Genomic DNA, 23,480 nt, shown 5'->3' on the forward strand with positions numbered 1-23,480 from the left:
GCGTCGAAGGTAGCGTTGGGCACGTCGAGGTCTTTCGGACGGTGAGCGTAGGAACTTCCATCCTGGAAGACCTCGACCCCTACCCCGGCAACGACTCGGCCCGGACGTCTACACCGTCAACTGCGAAGAGCCCGATTAGCACTGTAGGCGACTCATCTCACAGCGGTGTTCTTCAGCCTCGCAGTGTCGGTAGTCGAAGGTATATTCGAGTAAGACACCGACGCGCGACGAAGGGAGGGACCGTGGGCGAACTCGCCACCCACATGGCTGCCGCCGTCGCGTCGCTTGAGCGCGTTCCACGTGAGGTTGACACCGTGCGCGCCCTCGATGACGAAGCGCTCCTCGCGCTCACCCGCGTCGCCGCCGACGAAGTGCGGCTCGCGCAGTTGCACGTGTCATTACTCGCCGGCGAGATCGCGCGACGCTCGGCGCCCGAACTCGGCAGCGACGGTCTCGCGCAGCGCGAAGGCCACCGCACTCCCGAAGAGGCGGTGCGCGTCGCCACTGGAACAACCGCCGCCGACGCCCGCACCGCCGTCCGCGTCGGGGCCACAGCGGCAGCCGAAACGCCCACCGCGCTCGGCACCGCCGTGCTCAATCGCCGGGTCAGCGTCGCCGTCGCCGACGCGATCAGCACCGGGCTCGGCCGCCCCACCCGCCAGCTGGATGCCCGCGCGCTCGACGCCGCCGCCCACTCACTTCTCGAACGCGCCGCCACCCTCGACGCCGACCGCGCCCTCCGCGAAGCCCGCGCCCTCCGTGACGAACTCGACCTCGCCGGGGTGGCAGAGCGCGAAGAAGAACGGCGCGACCAGCGGTCGTTTCGCATCGGCAAGAAATCCAACGGCATGGGCTGGGCGCACTGGGTGCTTGACTCCGAAACCTTCGCCATCGTCAGCGACCTCTACGACCGAGTCACCTCGCCGAAGCGGCGCGTGCCGTCATTCGAGCCGAGCGACGCAACACCGTGGCGTGGCAGCGCTGATGGCCGCGTTGGCGACGATGGCCAGGGGAATACCGGCGATCTCGCTAGTCATGACGAAGACGCCAGCGCCTGCGATACCGACGAGCGCACGCTCGAGCAGTACGCGAGCGACATGTTCACCGAGCTGTTGCGCCAGGGCTCGAACGCCGACACCAGTGGACTGCTCGGCGACGGGCCCGCCGCCGTGCGGGTGATCGTCGCGGCAACAACGCTCGAGAACCGACGCGGGCGCGGCTGGCTCGAAGGACAAGCAGACCCCGTATCCGTCGAGACCGTCGAACGGCTTGCCTGCGCGGGCGGCACGATCGCGATCACCGTCGACGGCGACCCCGCCAACGCCGGGCAGCCCCTCAACCTCGGCCGCGAACGACGCCTCTTCAGCCGCGCCCAGCGCATCGCGCTCACCGCCCGCGACGGCGGATGCCGCTGGCCCGGGTGCGAACGCCCGCCCAGCTGGTGCGAAGCCCACCACATCAACCACTGGCTAAGAGACGGCGGGCGAACAGACGTCGCCGATGGAATCCTGCTCTGCAGACACCACCACATGCTCGCCCACAACAACGGGTGGGAAATCGAACGCGCCGGCCCCAGCTACGTGCTGAAACCGCCGGGCAGCGAACAGCAGCCCCACCACTGGCGCGACATGCCCAGCCGCAGTGCGGCACTCCGGGGCGCGCTCAGCGCCTGACGCCCAGTGTGGGCAGACCAATCTGTCGTCCCCCGATACTGGGGATACTGAGACGGGCTCGCTCGGCTCTACGCTGAGGGAACGATCCGGGCGCAGGGGTGCTCCGAACAAGACGTAACACGCACACACGGTGCGGAAGGTTGCAGCACGGATCGCATAGTCGGGGGGTGATATGAACGGGTCGGCCACGCGCCCACTGCGCGCACTCGTTATCGGAGAATCACTAATCGACGTCATCATCGACGGCGACACCCGCACCGAAAAGCCCGGCGGCAGCCCCATGAACGTCGCCATCGGCCTCGCCCGCCAAGGCGCCGACGTCGCCTTCGTCACCGACCTCGGCCGCGACCACCTCGCCGACCAGATCGAACTGCGCCTCGTCACCGAAGGGGTCGACGTCTACTCGCCGCTGCGCGTCGGACGGCGCAGCAGCGTGGCCCTCGCGACCATCGACGCCGACGGCAACGCCAGCTACGAGTTCGACCTCACGTTCAACCTCGAGTTCACCGGCACGCCCGAAGCGGGCCTTGCCGACTTCCTCCACTTCGGTTCCATCTCGACCGTCATCCAGCCGGGCGCCACCCACGTCGACCAGCTCGTCGACACGTTCCGACCGAACACGCTCGTCAGCTACGACCCCAACATTCGGCCCCTCGTCGACCGCAACCGCGACGCCGCCCGCGCCCGCGTCGACCGGCACGCCGGAATCGCTGACATCGTGCGTGCCAGCGTCGACGACCTCGCCCACATCCACCCCGAGCTGCTCGCCGACCCGAGCCGGCGCACCGAATCCAGCACCGAACGGATGATCGCGGCCGCCACCGAACGCTGGCTCGCCGCCGGCGCCGCCCTCGTTGCCATCACGGACGCCGAGCGGGGCGTGCACCTCGCCACCGAGAACCACCGAACCCACATGGCGTCGAACCGGCCCGCCGTCGTCGACACCGTCGGCGCCGGCGACGCGTTCATGGCCGGGCTCATCAGCGGCATCGACATCGTCGGCCTGCGCCGCCAGGCGCACCGCGACGAACTCGCCTCCATCGACCTGAAGACCCTGCGCACCATCGCGTGCTGGGCGCAGCGCACCGCCGAGTACACCATCGGCCAGGTCGGCGCCGAACCACCCACCTCGGTCGAGCTGCTCAACGCCGAACGCGGCGTCCGCGTCGCCTAAGCGCAGATCGCCGATTCTCGCCGCGCGAGAGGTGTGCCGGACCCCCCGCGACTACTCCCACTCGAGCGCGACGAACCACGGCGGGTAGACGACCACCTTCGCATTCACGCCCGCCTCGGCGAGCAAACCGCGCACCTCCGCGCGCCGCTTATCGTTGGCGACCGCGACCAGCGCGACCGCGTCCAACGCGACCTCGCCGGGGATGAGCGCTTCAGCCGCCTGCAGGACTGCCGGGTCCCCGGCGGCGCGCGCGAGCATCCGTCGAACGGTGTCGGGAGTCGAGATGGTCGTGACCATCGCCGCCGCATCGCCGTCGGTGACCACCAGGCGATCCTCAACCGCCGCGACGGGCACACCGAGCACGACAAAGTCGGTGATGGTGGCGTGGCGGGCCTGCTCGCTCCAGGTCGGGCCGGCAGCGCCCTGCTGCACCTCGCCCCACCACGTGGCCTGCGGGCTCAGCGAAAACGCGACGCAGTCGGCAACCGACGCCTCGAGCGTCGCCGACGCGGTGCGGCGCAGCTCGTCGGTGATCTCGCTGCCCAACTTGACGGCGGGCTCGGCCGCACTCGACGGCTTGATGGCCCCGTCGCCGAGAATTCCGGCGAGGTTGTCGACGTGGGTGACGTGGAAAATACGCTGCGGGAGGTTGGGGGCCTTTACCGCGGCGACCCGGCCCGACGCGTCGGCCTTCGGAGTGCGCAACGAGGCGGGCTTGGTTGACGCGCGGCGAGCAGGAGCCTGCTTCTCGGGCTCAGGGGCGGGGAAGCAGCTGGCGCACATCCCCGGTTCGAATCCGTGAATGCACTCGTCCATAGCTGATACTCCTCGCGTCGGCCGGGCCCCAGGCCCGACCCTCAAGGCTACGGCACCGGCGAAGCTCGTAGTCTCACCCCATGGCGTTGTTCCTCGGCATCGACCTCGCGTGGGCGCTCGGCGGGAGGCGACCGCCCAACGAGACCGGGCTCTGCGCGCTCGACGAGACCGGGCGCATCCTCGATGCCGGCTGGACCCGCGGGCCGGGCGCCGTCGACGAGTGGGTCGGAACGATGCTCGCGCAGCACCGCGCACCCGGCGAGACGGTCGTGATCGCCATCGACGCGCCGCTGATCGTGTCGAACGAGACCGGGATGCGCGCGTGCGAACGCGACGTCGGCCGCTGTTACGGGCGGTGGAAGTTCGGCGCCAACGCGAGCAACCGGGCGCTCGCGAGCCGCGCCGGCGAGGTGCTGCTCGACCTGCTCGAGCAGCGCGGAGTCGCCTACTCCGACGGCACCACACCCGCGGCCCCCGGCACCGCCGTCGCCTTCGAGTGCTACCCGTACACGACCCTCGTCGGCATTGACGCCTTCGGGTACGACGACGAGCGCCCCCGCTACAAGCGCCTCGACCGCTCGATCGCGTCCTCCGAGGCGAAGATTCGCCGCGCCGCCGCAACCGACGAGTTGATCCTCCGCCTCGACCGGCTCGCCGAGGCAGACGCCGACCCGCGTCTTCACTTCCGAAGCCACGCGGTCACCGCCGAGATCGCCGCAACCCTGACCCCGCCGAGCGGTGAAAAGGCGCGCAAGCACCGCGAAGACCTCATCGACGCCGCCGTCTGCGCCTACACGGCGGCGTTCTGGCACCGGCACGGCTCCGCCACAACGCAGGCGCTCGGAACTCTCGACCCCGCCACCATCGACCGGGATGCACGCGGACGCATCGCCAGCATCGTCGCACCGGCCCGCCGCACCGCCCGCGCAAGTCAATGGCGTGCGTACTGGGGTGCGGCGCGCCCGGTAGACAGTTCGTCCTGACACGAGCACCCCTCGACCAGTACGGTCGAGGCATGAGTAATGACACGCCGCCTCCCCCGCCGCCCGAACAGCCGCCGCCCCCGCCGCCGCCCGCAGGCCCCTACGCACCCGCCTACGGCGCTGCCGCTCCCGGTGGCACGCCGGCGGCCGCCGCTCCGGGCGGTGCGCCCGGTCGCGGCATGGCGATCACGTCGCTCGTGCTCGGAATCCTCGCCCTCCTCGGCGTTGCGATTCCGCTGCTCAACATCGGCTCACTGATCATGGCGATCGTCGGCCTCGTGCTCGGCATTCTGGCGCTGCGCAAGTACGCCGCCGGCAAGGGACTGCCGATTTCGGGCGTCATCATCAACGCGATCGCCGCCTTCCTCGCGCTGATCTTCGTGATTTTGTACGCCGTCGGCTTCGCCGCCTGGTTCACCGCCATCGAAGACGAGCTCACCCCGGTTCCGCCCATGGAAACCACCGAGCCGGCCGACCCGGGCGACGACGGCGCGACTGAGCCGGACCCGGTCGACCCGGGTGACGGGCTGTTCGAGGTCACGACGCCCGACAGCGGCCCCGGGTCGTTCGACGAGCCTCTCGCCAACGGCCAGACGGTGATCCTCACCGATTTCGGCACCGACACGTGGGAGGTGACGGTCGACGCCGTCGACCTGTCCGCCGATGAGGCCGTTCTTGCTGTGAACGAGTTCAACGAGCCGCCGGAGCCGGGTACCCAGTACGCGGTCATGACGCTCACGGTGACGAAGGTCGCCGGTGAACCCGCCGACCCGTGGTTCGCGATCGAGGTCGAGTTCCTGTCGAGCGCGAGCACGACGCACACGCAGTTCGACGCGCTGGTCGTTGACCCGGACCCCTCGTTCTTCGACCTCGGTGAGCTGAGCGAGGGCGACACGGCGACCGGCAACGTGACCGTACTCGTGCCGAGTGCCGACGTCGAGAACGGCCGATGGCTGGTGTACAGCTACTTCGACTCGGAAGGTTTCTACTTCCAGGCGCAGTAGCGAATCAGGCGGATGACCCGCCGCCCCCTGCGGCGGCGCGGCGGGCCTCCTCTGTCCGGCGGGTGAGCTCGTGGTCGACCGCGCGCAACGACATCGCCAGGGCGATGATGCGCTCGTCATCTACGTCGAGGCGCGTCTGCGTGAAGCGCTCGCGCAGCAGCTCCTCCGCCGTGTGATGGTGGCCTCGGGACAGGTCAAGGCGTACCTGGTCGACGACGCCGGCAATCTTCTGACGCGCTGACGCGTCTGACCAGCCCTGCATGACCGGGGAGTCTTGCGAAGTGATCACGGGCATCCGTTCTCGGTGGGGGTTCGCGTACATGTCGCTGCGCAGTCCCTGACTGGACAGATCGAGTGTCATGAGCTCGTCTCCTCACCGGCGGCGTCTGCCGCCTCGTCCGCCTCGCGGCGCTCGCGCTCGTGCCGCGCATAGTCAACGGGGGCGAGCTCGTCCACGAGCGCGGCAATCTGCTCCTCCTCGAGTTCGATCTGCGACGCCTTCAGGCGTTCGCGCAGCAGCTCGTCCGCTTCGAGGTGGTGCCCGATGGACAGGTCGTATTGCACCTGCTGCATGAGACCGTCGACCTTTTCGATGACGGTGGCGCTCACGGCGCCGTCAAGTACGGGGCCGGCGAGAATGGGGCCCGTGGGCGGGGAGGACGTGGCGATGCGCTCGTGCACCACCATGATCGACCCCGTCGGGTCGTCGCTCGACCAGTCGGTCGTCAACGCGTCGTCACCGTTCGGGTCGGGTGCGTGCACCGCATCCGGCCGCTTCCTCGTCAGCCATGCCATGCCCGTCAGGGTGCTCTCGCCACCAGCGCGTGGGCTGGAGGTAACCTCGCGTGTTGCTGTCAGCCAGGTGGCAGAAGCCTGAACGCGGAGCCCCCTTTGCGCCGCGTTCAGGCCGTCTCATGAGGGCTCACGCCCGCAGGCTCAACTCGCCGAGGCGATGTCGACGTCGGGCGACAGCGGTGCCGCGCTCGAACCCCAATCAATGGACCCAATCGTGCGGGGCACGGCGGTGAGACCTGCAGTGCGACGGCTGGCGGCGCGCGCTGAGGTCAGCAGAACGAGAAGGTGGTCAGTCATGTCGTGCGCGGCGACGTCCGCATGATCGCTTTTCTTGAGACTGACGCTGGCGGCGATGCTCTGAAGCACCTCGTCAAAGTAGTGCTGGCGAATGTCGTACGAGTCGACCTGGTCTTGAACGATGCGTGAACCGAGCGAGCCAAACGCGGCGAGACCGTGCGGATGCCACAGCAGGTGATCGTGGTGGTCGTCCCACGCCTCGTCAAAGGCGTTCGCGACCGCGCGCCAGTAGTGCAGAAACAGGCGCGCCAATAGGTGGCCGCCCTGTTCGACTTTATGGTGCGTCAGTGAGTTGGGGCCCTCGAGCACGGCTTCGGCGATGAGCGCGTCAGGCAGGCAGACAGATTCTGCGCGCCGCGCGCCACGCAACATGTGGTCGACAACACCGCGGAACGTCGCGTAGGTGATGGCCTTCGCCCCGCCGATACTCTTGCCCGACTTCTTGGCGGGCACGTGCACCTTCCCGGCGAAGAGGTCATCATCGGTGAGCAGCCGTTCAGCGATCCACTCCGCGCGCGTCTCGGGCTCGTACAGCGGGTGCTCGATGCGGAAGGCGGGCTCGTGAGGGGGCGGCGCGTCAATCGGCTCACCGTCGGGAAAGGGAATCTCAATCAACCGGGGCATGGGGGCTCCCATCGGGTTCCACCCACCGGCGGCGTGAGGTGTAGCGCGGCGCCTCGGGGAGGCGAGCGTCACAGGCGACGACAGTCACCAGCGGGTCGGGTGTGGAATCTTGGGGTTACGGGTGTGGGGGATGATGCTCGGCGCGGGTACGCCGGAAGACGATGGGTGGTCGACTCCACGCATCACACTGGCACAGCCGAGCGCGTTTCAATACCCCGTAAACGGGGGTGTCGCGATGTTCAGCGCGGGGTGCCCGCGTCAGTACACAATGCGAACGCTGTGCTGGATGCGCGTGCGCACCTCGAACAGGTCGGTTCCGCCGACCCCGACGCCGGGAAGGCCTGTGCGGATCAGGTTGACGAGCCGCGAACGCTCGACAAGCAGGCCCTGCGCGCCGCGGATCGACCTGAGGTTTGTCAGCGACTGCGGCGCGTGCTCATCATCGACGACCACCACGAGCGCCGAAAAGCGCACCTTCGCCTCGCGAGCGACGACTTTGGCGCGCACGGCGAGGTCGTGCAGCGGCCGCTCCCCCGGCGCGAGCCCCTCGCCGATGACCTCCCCACGCTTGACCTTCACCGGGCCGCCCCAGTCTTCGCTCAGCACAGCCCAAAGGCCGGTCGGGCCGAGAACGATGTGGTCGATCTTGTCGAGCGGGCCCGAGCCGGCGAGCACGTCGTGCCACAGCGTGAACCCCATGCCGAGCGTGAACAGCGCGGTCGCCGTCTTCTCCTCCGCAACGGCCACGGCGAGCAGGTGACGAATCTCACGCGGCGCGCGGCGCACCAGCTGCGGGTCGTAGGGGTCGTCGAGTTCGACACCGCGCCCCACCCATTCGCGCATGAGGTCGAGGTACCGCTCGCGGAAATATCCCCCCGGATGCCCGTGGCTCGTCGCGTTCGGACGGCTATCGCCGCGCCGGCGCGCACCCCCTGTTGCGGACTGCGCCCACGAGCCACCGCCGCCGCTGCCCGCGTCGGAGCCGGTGTCGTACGCGGCGCGCGCCGAGGGCGTGCCCACCCGCTGCCAGGCCTGCTGCACGCGGTCGAACTCGGCGCTCGAGCCGCCCGTGTCGGGGTGCGCCTCGCGCAGCCGCTTACGGTACGCGCGCTTCAACTCATCGTCGCTCGCGTTCGGCGCGACACCGAGCACCTCGTACGGGTTCGACGCCAGGGGTGAGTCAGCCATAGTCGCGGAAAAGCCTACGCTGGCTGCGTGAGCATTCCCCCACCACAGGCCCCGCGCATCCCCGTCACTCGAACGCACCACGGCGACACCGTCACCGACCACTACGAATGGATGCGCGACAAGACGTCTGAGGACGTCCTCGCGCACCTGCGCGCCGAGAACGCGTATGCCGAGGCGCGCATGCAGCACCTCGACCCGCTGCGGGAGCGCATCGTGGCCGAGATCCGCGCGCGCACCCAGGAGACCGACATGGGGATTCCCGTGCGCGAGGGCGACTGGTGGTACTACGGCCGCACGGTCGAGGGCAAGCAGTACAGCATCCAGTGTCGGGTGGCGGCGCGGCCCATCTACCCGGCCGACCCCACCGACCCGGTCGCGTGGACTCCCCCGCCGCCGCTGAAGGACCCGGCCCAGCCGCGGGAGGGCGAGCAGGTCATCCTCGACGCGAATGTGGAGGCCGAGGGGCACGACTTCTTCTCGCTCGGCACCTTCGACATCTCGGACGACGGGCGATTCCTCCTCTTCGGTGTCGATACCGCGGGCGACGAGCGCTACACACTGCGGATCCGCGACCTTGAGAGGGGTGAACAGCTCGCCGACGAGATTCGTGAGACGTCATCTGGCGCGTTCTTCGATCCCTCCGGACGCTACGTCTTCTACTCGACCGTCGACGAGTCGTGGCGCCCCGACACCGTCTGGCGGCACGAGGTCGGCACCGACCCGGCAGCCGACGTGCAGGTCTTCCACGAGCCCGACGACTCCTACTGGGTGGGGGCGGGGCGCACCCGCAGCGGGCGGTACCTCGTGATCGGCGCATCCTCGTCGGTGACGAGCGAGACGCGCGTGCTTGACGCGAGCGACCCGACCGGGGAGTTCGCGCTCATTTGGCAGCGCGAGCAGGGCGTCGAATACGACGCCGAGCACGCCGTGATCGCCGGAAAAGACTGGTGGCTCATCACCCACAACAAGAACGCGCCCGACTTCACGGTCGTCGCCGTGCCGGTCGAGAACCCGCAGGCCGAGCCCGTGACCGTGATCGAGCACGAGGCCGGGCGGCGCGTCGAAGGCGTCGACGCCTTCGCGCGCTTCCTCGTCTTCGACTACCGCACGGGTGGCCTTCCGAAGACCGCTGTGGCGCGGCTCGACGGCGGCGAAACACTGGCCGACCTGACCTGGGATGAGCTCGTGCCGCCCACCGCTTCCGGCCGCGGCGGCCTGCTCTCGATCGGCGCGCGCGGCAACCCCGAGTGGCAGCAGCCGACCCTGCGCATCGGCTACACGAGCTTCATCGAACCGGCCACCGTCGCCTCCTACGACGTGGCCGCCGGCTTCTATACGGTGCTGAAGCGCCAGCCCGTGCTCGGCGGCTACGCGTCGGGTGACTACGCCGAGAAGCGCGACTGGGCGGTGGCCGACGACGGCACGCGCATCCCGATTTCGCTGGTGTGGAGGCGCGGGCTCGTGCCGGCGCTCGACGGTGACGCATCATCGAGCGACGCCTCCGCCGACGGCGCGCGCCCCGAGCCCAGCCCGCTCGAGCTGTACGGCTACGGCTCGTACGAGGCGAGCATGGACCCGGGCTTCTCGATCCCCCGGCTGTCGCTGCTCGACCGCGGCGTCATCTTCGCGATCGCGCACGTGCGCGGCGGCGGCGAGCTCGGCCGCGACTGGTACGAGAAGGGCAAGTTCGGCCACAAGAAGAACACGTTCACCGACTTCATCGCCTGCGCGCGCCACCTGATCGACACCGGCGTCACCGCACCCGACCGGCTCGTCGCGGAGGGCGGCAGCGCCGGTGGATTGCTCATGGGCGCCGTCGCGAACATGGCGCCCGAACTGTTCGCGGGCATTCTCGCGGAGGTGCCGTTCGTCGATCCGCTGACGAGCATCCTCGACCCGTCACTGCCGTTGACGGTGATCGAGTGGGACGAGTGGGGAAACCCGCTTGACGACGCGGAGGCGTACCAGTACATCAAGAGCTACGCGCCGTACGAGAACGTGCGCGAGCAGGCGTACCCGCGCATTCTGGCCGTCACGTCACTGAACGACACGCGCGTGCTGTACGTCGAGCCGGCCAAGTGGGTGGCGCGCCTGCGCGAGGTCGGCGCCGACGCGGTGCTGCGCTGCGAGATGGAGGCCGGGCACGGCGGTGTCTCGGGCCGCTACTCGGCGTGGAACCAGCGCGCTATTGAGCTGGCGTGGCTGCTCGACGTGCTGGGACTAGCTGACGCTCCGGGGTCGGCTGGCGCACCGGAGTCGGCCGACGGGACACCCTGACGGCGGCAGCGCCCGCGGCGAGTAGTGCCGCGGCGACGAGACCCAGGATGCTCGCGGCGGCCGGGTCAGCGCCCGTGGCAGCGAGCTCCAGCCCGCCCTGTCCCTCGTCAGCGATGAGCCTCGTCGGTGGAGCATCCACGGTGCCCTCGGCCGCCAGCACCGTGATCGGGATGCTCGCATCACCGACCGTGATCACGTGCTCGCCGGCGGGCACCGACGCAGGAATCGTCAGGCTCGCGTCGAACGCTCCCTCCTCGTCAGTGGTGACGGTGCCGAGCAGCACCGGGTCGGAGTTGAGGATGACTGGGTATTCACGCTCGGGGTCGAGGCCGCTGCCCCGCAGCGTGACGGACCCACCCGCGCGGACGGCCGCCGCGCCGAGAGTCAGTTGAGGCTCAACGGTGTCGACGACATCCGGCTCGGGCACGGTGTACGTGATCCTGGCGAAGCCGTCGCCGACGTTGTCCCGCACCTCGATCTGGTCGACGCCGGCGGCGAGGAAGCCGGAGCCACCGCCTCCGCCGCCCGAGTAGTGCTCACGCGATGCGAGATCGCCGTCGCCGAATTCGGAAACCTCGAGTGAGGCTCCATGCCCGCCGGCGAAGTACCCGGAACCGCCCCCCGTGAAGGCGGCGCCGACGGGACCCACCGCGGGGCTGATCACCCCAGCGGTGACCGTCATGGGGCCGGGGTCCGGTTGAATCGCCGCAGCTCGGATGATCGAGACAGGCTCGGAGACCCCATCGCTTTCGACAGCCACCTCCGGCCGACTGAGCCCCGCCGACGCGAGAGTGCCGCCAGTGCCCGCAACGGAGAGATCGATCAGCGGGCTGGTGTTCTCGCCGTCGCGTCCCGCGGACGACCCCGACTCTGCCGAGAACCCGCCAGCACCACCGCGTGCGCACGCGAGGCCAGGCAACGCGCATCCCCAGCCTGCGCCCCCACCGCCCGCGACCGCCAGCACGGCGGTACTCTGTGCGACAGCGGTGGACCCGCCGCCCGCATTGGCCGCACCGCGGGCACCCACGATGATGGACACAACGGGAACGTCGGCGACAGGCACCTGCGCGATGAGGTAACCGCCCACACCGCCGACGGCGTCGTCGCCGTCGCCATACGAGACGCTGCCTCCGGAACCGGCCGCGAGTTCGACGGTGATCGTGGTGACGCCGTCTGGCACCGCCCACTGGTACTGTTCGGCGCGATACGGGAACTCGACCGTGACCGTCTCGCCGGGGTTGACGAACGCACCAACGTCGGTGTGTGCACCCCTGCTATCGCCCGAGGCTGCCGCGGGGGCAGACAGCACGGCGATGGGTGCGATGAGCATCGCGACGCCCACCACGGCAAGCATGGGGGAACGGCGGGGCGTCGATGCCATGAATTCGACCCTAGGCCGAACATTCGACGGATTTCCACTATTGCGTATCCCTCGACTATCGAGAAGACCCGCTCTCCCCCGCGTATACGGGCGAAATCCTCCGTCTCCGCGACGCAACACTGTGTGCGGCTGGTGGCGGCGCTCAGGCGAGCGCGGCCAACTCCTCGGCGGTGAGCGTCAGGTCGAACGACTCCACCAGCGCCGTCAGCTGCTCGGTCGAGCGGGCGCTCGCGATGGGGGCGCCCACCGTCGGCTGCTGGCGCAACCATGCGAGGGCGACGGCGGTCATGGACGCTCCGCGCGCCTCCGCCACGCCGCGCAGCGCCTCCAGGGTCGCCACGGCGCGGTCGTCGTCGAGCAGCTTCGTGGCGTTCTCCGCCCGAGGCGAGTCGATCGCCTCGCCGCCGGCGCGGTACTTGCCGGTGAGGAACCCGCCCTGCAAGGCGCCGAACGGCAACTCGGCGAGGCCGAGCGCCTCGATGGTCGGCTGTAGGTCCGTCTCGTAGTCGCGGCGCAGCAGGTTGTAGAGGTCTTGGGCGACCGTGAAACCCGGGATTCCGTGCGCGGTCGCCACATCGACGGCGCTACGCAGCCGCTCCGCGGTGAAGTTCGACGCACCCAGCTGACGAACTCGCCCATCGGCGACGAACTCGGCCATTGCCGTAACGACCTCATCCTGCGGCACCTCGGGGTCGTCGCGGTGCGCGTAGTAGAGGTCGATGTAGTCGGTCTGCAGGCGCTCGAGCGATTCGGTCAGCGCGGCGCGCAGGTTCTCCGGCGCGAGGCCCTTCCGGTCGCTCTTCATGAACAGCTTCGTCGCGATGCTCACCCGCTCGCGCATGCCGGGGCGCGCCGCGAGCCACTCGCCGATGACGGTCTCCGATTCGCCGCCGATGTGGCCGTCCGCCCACTCGGAGTACACGTCTGCCGTGTCGATGGCACGGCCTCCCGCCTCGACGAACGCGTCCAGGACCGCGAAGCTGGCGTCGCGGTCGGCCGTCCAGCCGAACACGTTGCCGCCGAGAACGAGGGGGCCAAAGTCGGTCGTGGGCTGAGTGTTCGCAGAATCCGTCACGTGGCCCCACCGTACGAGCCCTCACTGAGAGCCGGATGCACGCCGCACGTCACGAGCGGTCGGCAACGCCCCATTCCTGCCGCACCACACGATCGCCCACCCCGAAGTGCAGTGTTGCGCGCACAAATTCACCCCTGAGCGCCCGCGGGAGCCACAGCGCCGCGTCGGCCCACATGCGGTCGACCGGTAACGCGTCAAGCGGGCACCACACCGGTTCGAGCTCGTCGCTGGCCCGTACCTCGCCATCGAAGCGATCGGTCGTGAAGGCGTACGAAAACTGCGACCAGTGCGGCTCGTCCACAAAGGGGTACGCAATCTCGCCGATCGGCACGAGGTCGGCCGGGTCGATCGTGAGCCCCACCTCTTCGGCGACCTCGCGCACCGCCGCGTCGCGCGCGCTCTCGCCCGGCTCGAGTTTTCCGCCGGGTCCGACCAGCCTGTCCGTCCCCAGCCCGGTGAGTTTGCGACCGAGCAGGACCTCGCGGCGCGGCTGGCCGTCGACGACGGTGGAGCGAGTCACGTACACCACCGCCACCTCGAACATCGCCATGGGGGAAGCCTAGGTCGCGCGGTCGCCGCGCGGACGGTGAACGCCACGCCACACGCGCACCTGTGCGCGTGCACACATGAAACTTGCTAGCCTCCCCTTCGTGACAGCGACGTCAGCGCCCGAGTACGCCACCGCATCCCGCCGCCTCGTCCTTCTGCGCCGCATCGCAGGAATCCTGTCCCTCGCGGCCAGCGCAACCGTCTTCGCGGCGCTCGTGACCCAGATCACCGACCAGATCTCGGTCGGCCGGTTCGAGCCGACCGAATACTTCGCCTTCTTCACGATCCAGACGGCGATGATCAACATCGTGGTGCTTGCCGTTGGGGGCGTCCTGGCGCTGCGTGCCGAGCGCGACACGCGCCTGTACACGGCGATTCGCGCATCCGTGTTCTCGTACGCGGTCGTGACCGGCGTCGTCTACAACCTGCTGTTGCGCGACGTGCCGAACGACGACGGCTACGTCGGCCCGTGGTGGCCGAACGAGGCCCTGCACGTGTGGGTCCCGATCTACATCGCCGTCGACTGGATGCTCGCCACCGGCCGCCCCCGCATCGCCTGGTCAACCATGTGGCTGGCCGTCTCCTACCCACTGATCTGGGTCGGCGTGACGATGCTGCGCGGGGCCGCCGACGGCTGGTACCCATACCCGTTCCTCGAACCGTTCGGGCCGAACGGTGTTCCCGGCGTGGCCGCCCACGTCGTCGCCATCGCTGCCTTGATCATCGGGCTGACCGCGATTGCCGTCACGATCAACCACCTGCAGACGCGCGGGGTGCACGGCCAGAAGCCGACCGCCCTGACATGATCGGAGCATGAGCGCGCCCGAGCATCTCGCCCTGATCACGCACCGGCCCGACGGGGTCGCGGTCGGGTTTCTCGAGGCCGACGTGTCGCGCCCGCAGCTGAGCGTGCTCGACTCGGCACCCGTGCGCGGCGACGGCATCTTCGAGACCTTCAGCCTCGCGAACGGGCGGCCGCAGTCGCTCGAGCTGCACCTCGACCGCTTTGCCGCGTCGGCGCGCGCCCTCGACCTGCCAGAGCCGACGCTCGCCGTGTGGCGTGACGCGATCTTCGCGATCGCCGCGCATTTCGCCGACGTCGAGGAGGCCTGGCTGAAAATCGTGCTGACCCGCGGTGTGGAGGCGGGCCCCGCGGCAACCGGCTCGGCACCCGAGGGCACAGCGCCCACCGGGTGGGTCTATGCGGCTCCCGCCCCCGACTTCACCCGCGCACGCACCGAGGGCATCAGCGTCGCCGTGCTCGACCGGGGCCTGCGCAGCGACGTGGCTGCGACGAGCCCCTGGCTGCTCGCGGGAGCGAAGACCCTGTCCTATGCGGTGAATCGGGCCGCCCAGCGCGAAGCGGTGCGGCGCGGCGCCGACGACGTGGTGTTCGTCTCCAGCGATGGGCTGCTGCTCGAGGGGCCCACCTCGACCCTCATCGTGCGGCAGGGGTCGCAGCTCGTCACTCCCCCGGCGTCGCTCGGCATTCTCGCGGGAACGACCCAGGCCGACCTGTTCGAGGCGGCGCACCTGTGGGGCCTGTCGACCGCGATCGAGGTGCTGCGCGCATCCGACCTGATGTCTGCCGACGCGGCGTGGTTGGTGTCGAGTGTGCGGCACGCTGCGCCGATTCGGGAGGTCGATGGCGTGACAATCACCGTCGATGCTGAACTGAGCCAGGGAATGAACGATTTCCTGAGGTCTCGTCGCGCGTAGCGCGTGGCCCCGGGGATAGGGTCGAACGCATGAACAGCACGATGGAGTGTCTCACCGACTGGATGACACGCCAGCGCTGGTATGCCGGCAAGGGCCGACTGCCGAACCTGCTTGAGGTGACCCGCGACGAGTGGCCGTCGGAGGATCCGGATGCGCGGATTCTCGTGCTCATCGTGCGCGACCTCGCCAACAATCCGCCGTCACTGTACCACGTGCCGATCGTGCTGCGGCAGACGGTGCCGAAGGGTGCCGGGCCGACCATGGTGGGCCGCAATACCGACGGCGACTACCTCTTCGACGGGGCTCACGACCCGGCCTACACGAGCGCGCTGCTGCGCCGGATGCACGTGCACCGGCAGGATCGCACCTCACGCGTGCACGGCGGGGAGCAGTCGAACACGTCGATCATCTTCGACCGGGGAGGCGAGGCGCCTGTCGTGGCGAAGGTGTTCCGGCTGGTGCACGCGGGCGAGAACCCCGATGTGACGCTGCCGTCGGCGTTGACGGCGCGCGGCTACCGCCAGGTGCCGCGGATGCTCGGCTCGGTGACCGGCTACTGGGATGACCCGCACGAGCCGAGCCGCTCGTTCTCGGGTCACCTCGCGTTTGCGCAGGAGTTTGTGCGCGACGTGGTCGACGGGTGGGAGTTGGCGCTTGAGCGCGCCGCCGCTGGGGATGCGTTCGTCGACGAGGCGACAGAGCTGGGACGCGTGACGGCGCGCATCCACGCGGGTCTCGCCGAGGCGATGCCGGTGCGCCCCGCGACGCTGGGCGACATCGTGGGGTTCGTCGCTGGCTGGCACCAGCGGCTCGCGGTGGCGAGCTCGGACGTGCCGGCGCTGCGCGAGCTGCGGCCCGCGATCGAGGCGGTGTACGACGCGGCCCAGGATGCACCGTGGCCCGACCTGCAGCGTGTGCACGGCGACTACCACCTGGGGCAGGTGCTGCGTCGCGCGAGCGGCGAATGGGTCGTCGTCGACTTCGAGGGCGAGCCGCTGCGCCCGCTCGATGAGCGCACCCGGGTCGACTCGCCGCTGCGCGATGTCGCCGGCATGCTGCGGTCGTTCGACTACGTGACCGGGGCACGGTTGAACACCGCCCCCGACGCGGATGCACGGGCGCGCGTCGACGCCGCCTGGTCGCGCGGCACCCGCCACGCATTCCTCGACGGCTACATCGCCGAGTCGGGCGTGGATCTGCGCGCCCACCGCGCGCTGCTCGACGCCTTCGAGCTCGACAAGGCCGTGTACGAGGCCATGTATGAGGCGCGTAACCGCCCCACATGGTTGCCGATCCCGATGGATGCGGTGCGATACCTGGTCTCGGAAGCCCGCGCCAGCGCCCGCTAACGGGCGCCTACGCCATACGAGGCGCGCGCTGCCCGCGTTTTCCGACGTGCCCAAATTGTCCGGGGTTTCCGGCGATTCCCTCCCGAAAGCACTCCCCCTCCCCCGCGACTACTCCGCTGTAGGACGTCCTACAGCGGAGTAGTCGCTGGCAGAGTGGGATGACATCTGAGAGACAGCGGTGATCGTGGCGGAAAACCGGTCTCGGTCATGCTCGTTGCGACCGGATGCGGCTCCTCCACGTGACGCCCGTAGCGCGCGCCATCCCGAAAACCAGACTGACGCGCGGCGGCCGAGACCGCCTGCACCCACCATGGGATCCATGTGGAGCCCCCGCAGCATCGCCCGCCTCCTCGCAGACCTCGGCGGCATCGCCTCAGCCCGCGAGCTCTACCCGTACGGTCTCGACGCTCAAAACCTTCGGATCGCGCACGACTACGACTCCCTACGGCGCATCCGGCGCGGGTGGTACGCGCACCCCGAGATTGCCTCGCCCATCGTGCACGCGTGGGCGTGGAGCGGGCTTCTCACCTGTCGGTCCGCACGCGAATTTGGCACCGACCCCTACCGGCAGGATGCACACCTCACGCTCCCCCTGCACATCTGCGTCCGCGCAAACTCGCCGATCGCGAGCCGGCCGCTCAGCGCCCGCAGCACCGTACCGGTCGTCATTCACTGGGAAACACTTCCGGAGCACGACGACGAACCCGACCGCCGCAGCCCGCGAAGACTCATCCCCACAGCCACAACGATCGCCCGTCACGAATCAACCTGCGATCGCGAGCGCGCGCCCACCTACTGCCGACCGGTCAGCCGCGTGCGACATCCGCCGTCAGCGGGGTGGTTGCCAGAAACCGGCTGGCTCGCCTGACAAACGGGCCCCTACTTTCCGCCGAGCGCGTCGGTCAGCAGCGAGATGAGCGCCTGCAGCTGGACCGTGCCCTCGGCCGCGACCTCCTCGTCCGACCCGTCGAGCGCGCGCGCGGCGAGGCCCGCCTTCGCGTCGATGAGGTCGGCGATGCGCGCGTCGATCGTCTGCGCGGCCAGGATGCGCCACGCCGTGACCGGCATCTCCTGACCGATGCGGTGCACGCGGTCGATCGCCTGCGTCTGCTCCGCCGACGTCCACGACAACTCCGCCAACACCACGTTCGACGCGGCCTGCAAGTTCAGGCCGACACCAGCAGCGGTCAGCGAACAGACGATGACCGACACGTCCTCGTCGTTCGTGAACGCGTCGATCGCCTCCTGGCGCGCCTTCGACGACTGGTCGCCGCGCACGCTCACCGAGCGCAAGCCGGCCTGCGCGAAGTGCTGCTCCGCCGCATCCATCACGTCGATGTGCTTCGCGAAGAACACGACCTTGCCGACGTTACGGGCCAGCTGCGCCGTGTAGTCCGCGGCGAGCACTGCTTTCGCGGTACCGATCTGGCGCACCATCGTGAAGACGTTGTCGCCCGTCGACGACTGGCGCGACTCCTCCAGCTCGGCGGCCGCAACGAGGCGCACCAGCTCGTGGTCGGTCTCCACCGGTGGCACCTCCCGGGCCTCGGCGGCGCGACGGTACCGCGTGAGCAGCCGCGCGATGAGCGCGCGCTCGCTGGCGCGGATCGACCGCCCGATCTCGTCATCCAGCTCGACCGGGATGTCGGCGATGCGGCGCGCCGGGATGTCGGAGGCGACATCCACCTTCTTGCGCCGCACGATGCCCATGTCGATGACGGCCTTTCGAGCCTCGCTGAAGAACCCGGGGTCGGCGGGGGTGAGCCCCGTCTCTTCCAGCTTCCCCATCAGCTCGCCGAGCGGCTTCTTGTCGTCGATCCAGCCGAGGAACTTCCAGATCATTCGGAAGTCCTCGATCTGGTTGATCAGCGGCGTACCCGTCAGCGCCATCATCAGCGCCTTCGGGTGCAACATCCGGATGCTCGCGGCCAGCGACTGCACGTGCCGCGAGCGCTGAGACGTCGCGTTCTTGATGAAGTGCGCCTCGTCGACGACCATGCCCTTGAAGCCGAAACGGCCGAGCCAACCCACGTGCCGATCGAGGATCTCGTAGTTGACGATGATGACGTCGGCGAACGCGTCCAGGTCGTCCCCGTCGCCGTGCACGACGGTCGCCGAGCGCTGCGGAATCCAGCGCTCCACCTCGCGCGCCCAGTTCGTCTTCACGACGTTCGGCACGACGACCAGCAACGGAAAAGCCTTCGCCACGTTCGCCGCCATGAGCGCCTGCGCAGTCTTGCCGAGACCCGGCTCGTCGGCGAGCAGGAAGGTGCGGTGGCCGGCCTTGACCGACTCGACGAGACGTGCCTGGTGGCGCATGAGGGGAAGGCCGCCGGGGGTTGCGAGCGAGTCGGCCTCGGGCAGCTCCATCGTGGCGGCCTGGCCACCGGCGCCGTACTCGAACGAGCGGAACAGCGGCTCGATGAGCTCCCAGTTGGCGAGCCGCGTCGAGGCCGGCTTCCGCGGCGGGGTCAGAGCCGACAGGTCGGGGGCGAGGAAGGGGTTCGCCAGCTGCGCCTGCTTGACGCTCGGCGGCGTCACCTGCTTGGCCACGTCGGGGGCGACCTCGATCGCCTCGGTGACGATGATGAGCTCGTCGGGCTCAAGCTCGGCGCCCGAGGCGAGCAGCATGTCGCGGCGCAGCGCCTTCGCGGTGTCTGACACCTTCGCTTCCGGTGCGAGCAGGGCGATGAGCGAGGTGTCGCGGGCGGCGGTTTTCGCCATAATGCCCGCGAGGCCGTCGAGACGCTTCAGGACCTCGGCCCGCTCTGACTCGGGAACCTCAGCGTCGTCTTTCACGCGTGCACGTTCTTCGCGCACGAGTAAGGCCGCCACCTGGAACTTGGTGCGGTTCGACGGGCTCACCTTGCCGCGGCCGGCGGCGTTCTCGACCTCACGCACGGCGCGGGCAAGAATCGGGATGATGCCCTCTTCGTCGAGGGGTCGACGGCGTCGCCGCGCCTGAGTGCCGCGGGCGTTGTTTTTGGTGCGCTGGCCGGTCTGGGCCATGACCCTCCTCGGGTGCAAACGTGTGACATCTCGCGGTTCTCGTGCGCGGCCCGCGAGGGTGGAGCGTCGGCCCCGCGGTGGGTCACAAAGGCCGGGAGCATCTCGTGCCCTGACCCGGTCGAGAACGCCCGGTGGGCCGAAATGCCGCCACCAGTCTAGTGCACCGGCGCCCGCACATGACGAATCATGCCGCGCAAGGAGGCGGAGAGGGGCGTGTGTGTTGCACGATAATCCTGTGCAGCATCCGTCCTTTCCCCCAGTCGCCGTTTTGGACGGCGGACTCGGCAGTCACCTCGAGGCGATCGGCCACGACCTGAGCGGCGACCTCTGGAGCGCCCGCCTGCTTCACGACCATCCGGACGCGATTCGGGATGCTCATCACGACTACTTCACGTCTGGTGCCGATATCGCGATTTCCGCCTCCTATCAGCTCTCGTTCGAGGGCGCGCGCCGGCGCGGACTGTCCGATGACGACGCGACCGAGCTGATGCGTGCGAGTGTGACCCTCGCCGCCGAGGCCCGCGACGAGCACCGGCCCGATGGGCTGGTGGCGGCCTCCGTTGGCCCCTACGGCGCCGCGCGAGCCGACGGGTCCGAGTACCGCGGCGACTACGACCTCGACCGCGCCGGACTGCGCGCGTGGCACGCGCGGCGTCTCACCGTGCTCGCCGAGAGCGGCGCGGACCTGCTCGCCATCGAAACCATTCCGAGCCGTGCTGAATCGAGGGCGCTGCTCGAGCTGCTGCGCGGGACGGGCGTCGCGGCGTGGTTGTCGTTCACGGTGGTCGACGGGCGGCTGCGCACCGGCGAGAGCCTCGCGGACGCGTTTGCGGACGCCGACGCGGTCGACGAGATCGTCGCGGTCGGCATCAACTGCTCCCACCCCGCGGAGGTCTCGGGCGCGATCCGCGCCGCGCGCTCCGTGACCGACAAGCCGATCGTCGTCTACCCGAACAGTGGCGAGCAGTGGAATCGGGCGCAGCGACGCTGGGAGGGCGAGCCCGGCTTTGCTCCCGCGCAGGTGTCGCGGTGGCTGGAGCAGGGAGCGAGCATCGTCGGCGGATGCTGCCGGGTCGGTCCCGCCGAGATCGCGGGTATCGCCGACGTCGTCCGCAGGCACGCCCCCGCTACGTGAGGAACCGAGCGAGGAAGGCGCGTGTGCGGTCCTCCCGGGGCTCGCGCAACAGCTGAGCGGCCGGCCCTTCCTCGACGATGACGCCGCCGTCGAGGAAGACGACGCGGTCTGCCACGTCGCGGGCGAACGCCATCTCGTGCGTCGCCATCACGATCGTCGTGCCCTCGTTCTTCAGGTCGCGAACGAGGTCGAGCACCTCGACGACCAGTTCGGGGTCGAGCGCCGAGGTGATCTCGTCGAGCAGCAGCAGTTCGGGGTTGGTCGCGATCGCCCGCACGATGGCGACGCGCTGCTGCTGACCGCCGGAGAGGCGGTCGGGATACTCGCGTGCCTTGCCCGCCAATCCGACGCGATCGAGCAGCTCGAGCGCGGTCGCCTCGGCCGTTGCGCGCGGGATGCGCAGCACGCGACGGCTCGCGAGCGTGACGTTGTCGATGACCCGAATGTGCGGGAACAGGTTGAACTGCTGGAACACCGTTCCGATACGGGCGCGCACCCGGTCGGCGTGCACCCGCGGGTCGGAGATGTCGGTGTCGCGCAACCAGATCTGGCCGTCGTCGATGCGCTCGAGCAGGTTGACGCACCGCAGCAGGGTTGACTTACCCGATCCGCTGGCACCGATGAGCGCGACGACGTCGTGTTCGGCCACGGTCAGGTCGACCCCGCCGAGCACCTCGGTGTCGCCGAATCGCTTGCGCACGCCGTCGAGCCGGAGGACAGGCGGGGTCATACGAGGCTCCCCATCTGTTCGCGCGCCCTGAGACGTGCCGTGTACCAGTCGGTGAGGCGAATCATCGGAAGCGCCAGCAGCACGAACAGCAGGCCCGCGACGACGTAGGGGGTGAAGTTGAAGTTCGCGGCCGTCTCGATCTGCGCGGCACGCACGGCGTCGACCACCCCGAGCACCGAGATCAGCCCGACATCTTTCTGCATGGCCACGAAGTCGTTCATGAGGGCCGGGGTGACCTTACGCACTGCCTGGGGAAGCACGACGATGCGCATCGACTGCCCGTGGTTCAGGCCCAGGGAACGCGCGGCCAGCCGCTGCGAGGGATGCACGGCCTCGATTCCGGCGCGGAACACCTCGCTCACGTACGCCGAATACGTCAGGATGAGCGCGATTGTGCCCCAGAACTGCGCGCTGTTGCGGGGAAACAGCTCGAGGCCGGGGAGCCCGAAGCCGACGAGGAACAGCACGATGATCAACGGCAGGCCGCGGAACAGGTCGGTGTAGGCGGCCGCAAGGGCGCGCAGCGGGAACCAGATCGGCCCCCGAAGCGTGCGAATCGTCGCGAGCAGCACACTCAGCACGAGCACGCCGATCACCGCGAAGAACAGCACCTGCACGTTGATCCACAGACCCGCGATCACGCGCGGCCAGGCGGCGATCGCAGTCTCCAGGTCGAAGAAGCTGCGCTGCACGCGGTTCCAGCCCGGCGTGTTGATGATCGTGATCCACACGATCACCGCGAAGACGATCGTGGAGACGAAGGAGATCAGTACCGAGCGCGCATTCTGCTTCCGCCGATAGGCACGCCGACCGAGTTCGACGTCGCTGACGGTTTCGCGGGACGCTGGCACTACTGCAGGATAGGCGCGCCCGCGTCGGCGCCGAGCCACTCGTCGGCGATGTCCGCCAGGCGACCGCTGTCGCGCAGGCGGTCAACCGCGGCCGAGACCGCCTCCGTCAGCGGGCTGTCCTTGGCGAGCACGAGGCCCCACTCGTCGCTGATGCCGGCGTCGGCCGGCAGCTGGCCGAGCAGCACGCCGCCCTCGAGCACGACGGCGCTGAGGAAGAACGCGGTCGGAAGGTCGACGACGATGGCGTCAACGGTGCCGTTCTGCAGCGCCAGCACCGCGTCATCGTTCGTGTTGAACGCCTGGGCACCGGCCGTGGGCGCGATCTGCTGCTCGATCGCGGTGAAGCTCGTCGTTCCGGTCGCGGCGCCAATCAGGAAGCCCTCCAGGTCGGCAAGGCTCGCCGCGCCAGCGGCGGGCGACGACTCGACGGTAATCACCGCCTGCGGCGTTGCGTAGTACGGGGTCGAGAAGTCGACGTTTTCGGCCCGCTCCGCGGTGATCGTGTACTGCTGCAGGTTGAAGTCGAAGGTCTTCGGGCCCGGCTGAATCGCCGACTCGAAGCTCGTGCGCACCCACACCACGTCCTCGGGCGCGAATCCGAGCTCCTCGGCCACGGCGTACGCGACCGCCGCTTCGAACCCTTCACCCGTGGTGGGGTCGTCGTCGATCACGTACGGGAAGTAGGCGGGCTCACCGGTGGCGATCGTCAACACGCCCTCCGTGACGTAGCCGCTCACATCATCGGCGGGCGCATCGGCGGCGCAGCCGGCGAGAACGAGCGCGGATGCCGCAAGAGCGGCGAGCGGGGTAAGACGACGGATGCGCGTGGTCACGAGGGCCTCCAGGTGCGG

The 23,480-nt window shown here is 69.4% G+C and carries 22 protein-coding genes; 10 read left to right on the forward strand and 12 right to left on the reverse strand.

Translation table 11 applies throughout. From position 1 onward, the window contains the following. Positions 1-242: 242 nt before the first annotated feature. Positions 243-1,673 carry an HNH endonuclease signature motif containing protein gene (locus tag EV140_RS08730; RefSeq protein WP_130283083.1) on the forward strand — a complete coding sequence of 477 codons (1,431 nt, stop codon included), beginning with the start codon at positions 243-245 and terminating at the stop codon, positions 1,671-1,673. A 172-nt stretch (positions 1,674-1,845) separates the two neighbouring features. Next, positions 1,846-2,847 carry a PfkB family carbohydrate kinase gene (locus EV140_RS08735; RefSeq protein WP_130283085.1) on the forward strand — a complete coding sequence of 334 codons (1,002 nt, stop codon included), beginning with the start codon at positions 1,846-1,848 and terminating at the stop codon, positions 2,845-2,847. Between the two features lie 51 nt (positions 2,848-2,898). Here the strand turns inward: EV140_RS08735 and EV140_RS08740 are convergent, their stop codons facing one another. After that, complete coding sequence (locus EV140_RS08740) at positions 2,899-3,663, reverse strand: DarT ssDNA thymidine ADP-ribosyltransferase family protein (RefSeq protein ID WP_130283087.1); 765 nt, start codon at positions 3,661-3,663, stop codon at positions 2,899-2,901. An 80-nt stretch (positions 3,664-3,743) separates the two neighbouring features. On the opposite strand from EV140_RS08740, the gene EV140_RS08745 reads away from it, so the two are divergent. After that, on the forward strand, positions 3,744-4,646 hold the full coding sequence (locus EV140_RS08745; RefSeq protein WP_130283089.1) for a DUF429 domain-containing protein: 903 nt from the start codon (positions 3,744-3,746) through the stop codon (positions 4,644-4,646). Positions 4,647-4,678: 32 nt separating this feature from the next. Continuing rightward, positions 4,679-5,650 (forward strand): DUF4190 domain-containing protein, encoded by a 972-nt coding sequence (locus EV140_RS08750; protein ID WP_130283091.1) that lies wholly within the window; start codon positions 4,679-4,681, stop codon positions 5,648-5,650. 4 nt (positions 5,651-5,654) lie between these two features. On the opposite strand, the gene EV140_RS08755 is transcribed toward EV140_RS08750, so the two are convergent. From EV140_RS08755 to EV140_RS08770, 4 genes are all read right to left on the reverse strand, one after another. Continuing rightward, positions 5,655-6,011 (reverse strand): hypothetical protein, encoded by a 357-nt coding sequence (locus EV140_RS08755; protein ID WP_130283093.1) that lies wholly within the window; start codon positions 6,009-6,011, stop codon positions 5,655-5,657. Continuing rightward, positions 6,008-6,445 carry a hypothetical protein gene (locus EV140_RS08760; RefSeq protein WP_130283095.1) on the reverse strand — a complete coding sequence of 146 codons (438 nt, stop codon included), beginning with the start codon at positions 6,443-6,445 and terminating at the stop codon, positions 6,008-6,010. The genes EV140_RS08755 and EV140_RS08760 overlap by 4 nt, the downstream gene beginning before the upstream one ends. 141 nt (positions 6,446-6,586) lie before the next feature. Beyond that, a complete protein-coding gene (locus tag EV140_RS08765) occupies positions 6,587-7,366 on the reverse strand; it encodes a ParB N-terminal domain-containing protein (RefSeq protein WP_130283097.1) in 780 nt (259 codons plus the stop codon). Between the two features lie 258 nt (positions 7,367-7,624). Next, entirely contained in the window at positions 7,625-8,554 is a 930-nt protein-coding gene (locus EV140_RS08770) for a J domain-containing protein (RefSeq protein ID WP_130283099.1), read from the reverse strand. A gap of 33 nt (positions 8,555-8,587) precedes the next feature. Here EV140_RS08770 and EV140_RS08775 point away from each other — a divergent pair, with 33 nt between their 5' ends. Further along, positions 8,588-10,831, forward strand: coding sequence for a S9 family peptidase (locus tag EV140_RS08775; protein ID WP_130283526.1), 2,244 nt, complete (start codon positions 8,588-8,590; stop codon positions 10,829-10,831). On the opposite strand, the gene EV140_RS08780 is transcribed toward EV140_RS08775, so the two are convergent. From EV140_RS08780 to EV140_RS08790, 3 genes are all read right to left on the reverse strand, one after another. Next, positions 10,740-12,212 carry a hypothetical protein gene (locus tag EV140_RS08780; RefSeq protein WP_130283101.1) on the reverse strand — a complete coding sequence of 491 codons (1,473 nt, stop codon included), beginning with the start codon at positions 12,210-12,212 and terminating at the stop codon, positions 10,740-10,742. The two genes, EV140_RS08775 and EV140_RS08780, sit on opposite strands and share 92 nt — an antisense overlap. Positions 12,213-12,354: 142 nt before the next feature. Next, the gene (locus EV140_RS08785) at positions 12,355-13,287 is read right to left on the reverse strand and encodes an aldo/keto reductase (RefSeq protein ID WP_130283103.1); all 933 of its coding nucleotides are present in this window, start codon (positions 13,285-13,287) and stop codon (positions 12,355-12,357) included. A 49-nt stretch (positions 13,288-13,336) separates the two neighbouring features. Beyond that, complete coding sequence (locus EV140_RS08790) at positions 13,337-13,837, reverse strand: 8-oxo-dGTP diphosphatase (protein ID WP_130283105.1); 501 nt, start codon at positions 13,835-13,837, stop codon at positions 13,337-13,339. A 100-nt stretch (positions 13,838-13,937) separates the two neighbouring features. On the opposite strand from EV140_RS08790, the gene EV140_RS08795 reads away from it, so the two are divergent. The 4 genes from EV140_RS08795 to EV140_RS08810 all read left to right on the forward strand — a co-directional run bounded on the left by EV140_RS08795 (position 13,938) and on the right by EV140_RS08810 (position 17,772). Beyond that, positions 13,938-14,642 (forward strand): Pr6Pr family membrane protein, encoded by a 705-nt coding sequence (locus EV140_RS08795; protein WP_130283107.1) that lies wholly within the window; start codon positions 13,938-13,940, stop codon positions 14,640-14,642. A 7-nt stretch (positions 14,643-14,649) separates the two neighbouring features. Beyond that, positions 14,650-15,555 (forward strand): aminotransferase class IV, encoded by a 906-nt coding sequence (locus EV140_RS08800; protein ID WP_130283109.1) that lies wholly within the window; start codon positions 14,650-14,652, stop codon positions 15,553-15,555. A gap of 29 nt (positions 15,556-15,584) precedes the next feature. Further along, complete coding sequence (locus EV140_RS08805) at positions 15,585-16,904, forward strand: maltokinase N-terminal cap-like domain-containing protein (protein ID WP_130283111.1); 1,320 nt, start codon at positions 15,585-15,587, stop codon at positions 16,902-16,904. A gap of 319 nt (positions 16,905-17,223) precedes the next feature. After that, complete coding sequence (locus EV140_RS08810; protein WP_130283113.1) at positions 17,224-17,772, forward strand: hypothetical protein; 549 nt, start codon at positions 17,224-17,226, stop codon at positions 17,770-17,772. 11 nt (positions 17,773-17,783) lie between these two features. Here EV140_RS08810 and EV140_RS08815 read toward each other — a convergent pair whose 3' ends face one another. Beyond that, on the reverse strand, positions 17,784-19,913 hold the full coding sequence (locus EV140_RS08815) for a DEAD/DEAH box helicase (RefSeq protein ID WP_130283115.1): 2,130 nt from the start codon (positions 19,911-19,913) through the stop codon (positions 17,784-17,786). Positions 19,914-20,148: 235 nt separating this feature from the next. On the opposite strand from EV140_RS08815, the gene mmuM reads away from it, so the two are divergent. Then, positions 20,149-21,048, forward strand: a complete 900-nt coding sequence (gene mmuM / locus EV140_RS08820; RefSeq protein ID WP_241971392.1) for a homocysteine S-methyltransferase — start codon at positions 20,149-20,151, stop codon at positions 21,046-21,048. On the opposite strand, the gene EV140_RS08825 is transcribed toward mmuM, so the two are convergent. The 3 genes from EV140_RS08825 to EV140_RS08835 are packed head-to-tail and all read right to left on the reverse strand — an operon-like array spanning position 21,041 to position 23,462. Then, complete coding sequence (locus tag EV140_RS08825; protein ID WP_130283119.1) at positions 21,041-21,778, reverse strand: amino acid ABC transporter ATP-binding protein; 738 nt, start codon at positions 21,776-21,778, stop codon at positions 21,041-21,043. The genes mmuM and EV140_RS08825 overlap by 8 nt on opposite strands. After that, positions 21,775-22,629 carry an amino acid ABC transporter permease gene (locus EV140_RS08830; protein WP_130283121.1) on the reverse strand — a complete coding sequence of 285 codons (855 nt, stop codon included), beginning with the start codon at positions 22,627-22,629 and terminating at the stop codon, positions 21,775-21,777. The genes EV140_RS08825 and EV140_RS08830 overlap by 4 nt, the downstream gene beginning before the upstream one ends. Continuing rightward, positions 22,629-23,462, reverse strand: coding sequence for an ABC transporter substrate-binding protein (locus tag EV140_RS08835; protein WP_130283123.1), 834 nt, complete (start codon positions 23,460-23,462; stop codon positions 22,629-22,631). Before EV140_RS08835 ends, EV140_RS08830 begins: the two co-directional genes overlap by 1 nt. Positions 23,463-23,480: the final 18 nt, after the last annotated feature.

Source organism: Microcella alkaliphila, assembly GCF_004216855.1.
GTDB lineage: Bacteria > Actinomycetota > Actinomycetes > Actinomycetales > Microbacteriaceae > Microcella > Microcella alkaliphila.